This is a genomic window from Leptolyngbya sp. FACHB-711 (genome assembly GCF_014695615.1).
Lineage (GTDB): Bacteria > Cyanobacteriota > Cyanobacteriia > Elainellales > Elainellaceae > Leptolyngbya_A.
On record NZ_JACJOR010000245.1, the window covers coordinates 1 to 2,880 of the forward strand.

General features: G+C 51.9%; 2 protein-coding genes. Both read right to left on the bottom strand.

The features are described from left to right. Nucleotides 1–282: 282 nt before the first annotated feature. Nucleotides 283–1,557, bottom strand: a complete 1,275-nt coding sequence (locus H6F80_RS09250) for an HD domain-containing protein (protein ID WP_190791281.1) — start codon at nt 1,555–1,557, stop codon at nt 283–285. After that, nucleotides 1,532–2,791, bottom strand: a complete 1,260-nt coding sequence (ctpA, locus tag H6F80_RS09255) for a carboxyl-terminal processing protease CtpA (RefSeq protein ID WP_190791282.1) — start codon at nt 2,789–2,791, stop codon at nt 1,532–1,534. Before ctpA ends, H6F80_RS09250 begins: the two co-directional genes overlap by 26 nt. Nucleotides 2,792–2,880: the final 89 nt, after the last annotated feature.

The following is a 2,880-nucleotide window of genomic DNA, read 5'->3' on the forward strand; positions in this document are numbered from 1 at the left end:
TTTTTTGAAACGAACAGGGTTTTTGAAACGCATCAAAAGTGCCGTGCCCCCTCAATTCCTCCCCCATAGGGAACCTTGAGACTCTAAGGAAAGCGAAGTTTCTGCCGAAGTTGAGGAGTCAGGGGGCAGGCAACTCTTCTGGTTCTTCAAATTCCCCGATTGGGTGGTCTCATTCAAGCAGCAAACTGCGAAAGCATGTTGCCTCAATGGCAGTCTCAGGGCTGCCTTTTTTAATTCTGTTTTTTGATTCGTTTTTGATTCGCGCTTTAGCCCCATTCCCGTTCAAGCAGAAATGCTTTGCATCAGTTCGCTTACATTTAACTGACGAGGATACAGCAACCAGCTTCGCTGCCAAGGGTGAGTCAGGGTTCGCACTAGGGGCGATCGTTCACTAATTTCTTGCAGTCCGGAGTCGGTGAGTAGATTAATTCCCTTTTGGTAAAGGGTGTAGCCCCGGCTCACCGTTTTGCAGATGCCTGCGTAATAATCGGGCACAAAGCCTAAGTGTTCTAGTTTCGAGTGGGCTTCCTCGAGCAGAGCTTTTTGCGTGGATTCATCAAACTGAGAAATATCCCAGGCTTTCAACAAATCGCGATCGACAAAGCGGCGGCACAAATCAGCCAAAAGCGGATCAGGCAGGTGCTGCCACTGTTGCAGGTGATAAAAAAACACGCCATCATCAGCGGCAAGATATTGCTCAAGCGTAATTTGGTTACAGTCCTGGCTTAACCAGGCAGTCATATTCGGGTCTGCCCACAGTTCATCTTGCGACAAGAGCTGCTTTGCCCGTCGGAAGGCTCCCGATAAAATCCAAGTGGCTGCCAGATTTTTAGAATGGTTATACACCTGAGCATACATAAAATATCGCACCAGCAAATAATGCTCGATCGCCGCCATGCCCTTTTGAGCCACGACCATTTGCTGCGTCACTGGATCAAATCGCAGAGCCAACAAAATTCGATCGAGATCCAGAATGCCGTAGGACGCTCCGCTAAAATAGCTGTCGCGCATCAGGTAATCAATGCGATCGCAGTCAAGCTGACTCGTGACCAACTGCCACACTAGAGGAACGGGATGCTGTTTGCGGTGAACCTGATGAATCTGCGGCAGTAAATCGGGGTCAAAGCGATCGAGACATTCGCGAATTGGCTCCGACTCTGTAATGATCCGCTTTGTCCAGGACTCGTGATCGCTGCCAAAAATTTCCTCACAGGTATGGCTAAAGGGACCGTGCCCAATGTCATGCAGCAATGCAGCACACAACACCACAGCCCGGTAAGGCTGAAGCTGAGGATAGTCTTTCGACACGCGATCGAACACCCGACGCGCAACTTCAACAACTCCCAGGGAATGGGTAAACCGGGAAGTTTCTGCGCCGTGAAAGGTGAGGCTTGCCGGACCCAACTGGCGAATCCGCCGCAATCGCTGAAAAGCAGGTGTATCAATCAAATGGATCAGCAGCGCCTCAGATGGATCGCGTCCGTTGAGCACGATCGCCCCATGCAGCGGATCATGATAGATCCGTTCGCGATTACGCGGCTCCTGCCAAGACTGCATGATGAGTTAACAGATCAACAGCGGCTTGATACTGGCGATCGGCAGCGGTGGCAATCTGATCGCGATCGATCGGGTCGAGCGGCACAACAATATCGGGGATAATGCCCTGTTTATTAATGTCATGGTGATTTGGCGTTTCGTATTTGGCGATCGTCACTGCTAAGCCTGACCCATCGGACAAGCTAAAGAGCGACTGAATCAATCCTTTGCCAAAGGTGCGTTCTCCCACAAGCTGGGCGCGTCCGTTATCTTGCAATGCGCCTGCCAAAATCTCGCTCGCGCTGGCAGTTCCCTGATTTACCAGCACCACAAGCGGATCATCGGTCAGAGCAGATCCATCGTCGGTAAAGCTGTCCTGAATGCCGTTTCGGTTCACGGTGTAAACCACGGTTCCGCCATCTAGCCAGAGCTTGGCAATATCAATGCCAGACTGAAGCAGTCCGCCCGGATTGCTGCGAAGATCGAGAACATAGGCATTCGCGCCTTGCTGTTCCAGATTGCGAATGGCGTGAGCAAGTTCAGAACTAGCGTTCGCGTTAAACTGGCTCAGCCGAATATAGCCCACCTGGGTCTCCTCAGACTCTGCCTTAAGCGCAGCATAAACCGGATTGAGCGTGATTCGATCGCGCACCAGCAGCACATCTTTTGCCTGCGCCTCTTCCTGTCCGTCCTGAGCAATGGTAAGCGTGACGCGACTGCCGGCCGGACCCCGCATCCGTTCCGCTGCTTCATCCAGGCTCAGCTTCACCGTGGGATAGCCGTTGATTTTAATGATTCGATCGCGAGGCTTAATTCCTGCCTGCGCTGCTGGAGAACCTTCGATCGGGGCAATGACGCGCAGTTCCCCGGTCGAATTTTCCTGGGCGATCTGGAGTCCCACGCCCGTCAGCTCACCGGAGGTATTGGTTTGCAGGCTGCGGTACTGATCTGGCTTTAGCAAGCGGGTAAAGGGGTCGTCCAGCAACCCCAGCATTTTTTGAATAGCAGTATAAGTCTGCTCCCGATTCTGGAGCGGCTGCTGAAGCACTTTCTGCCGCACCTGCCACCAGTTCTGATGGTTAAAAGAATCATCGACATAGGCGCGATCGACCAGTCGCCAAACTTCGCTGACTAATCGCTGTTCTTCGGTAAAGGCATACGCTGAGGGCATTCCACCCAGCACGGTTGCCAGCATGAAGGCAAATCCGATCGTGAATCCAATAACTAATCCAGCACACGCGATCTGTTTTCTCATGGGACAGATTTTAAACTGCGGACAAGGCGATCGACTACGACAGACAAGGGAATGACAAAAACTGAGAGAAGATATGAATTTTTGTAACG

Excerpts from the sequence above, each read along its gene's own strand:
- H6F80_RS09250 (WP_190791281.1), bottom strand. The coding sequence starts at position 1,557 with ATGCAGTCTTGGCAGGAGCCGCGTAATCGCGAACGGATCTATCATGAT.
- ctpA (WP_190791282.1), bottom strand. The coding sequence starts at position 2,791 with ATGAGAAAACAGATCGCGTGTGCTGGATTAGTTATTGGATTCACGATC.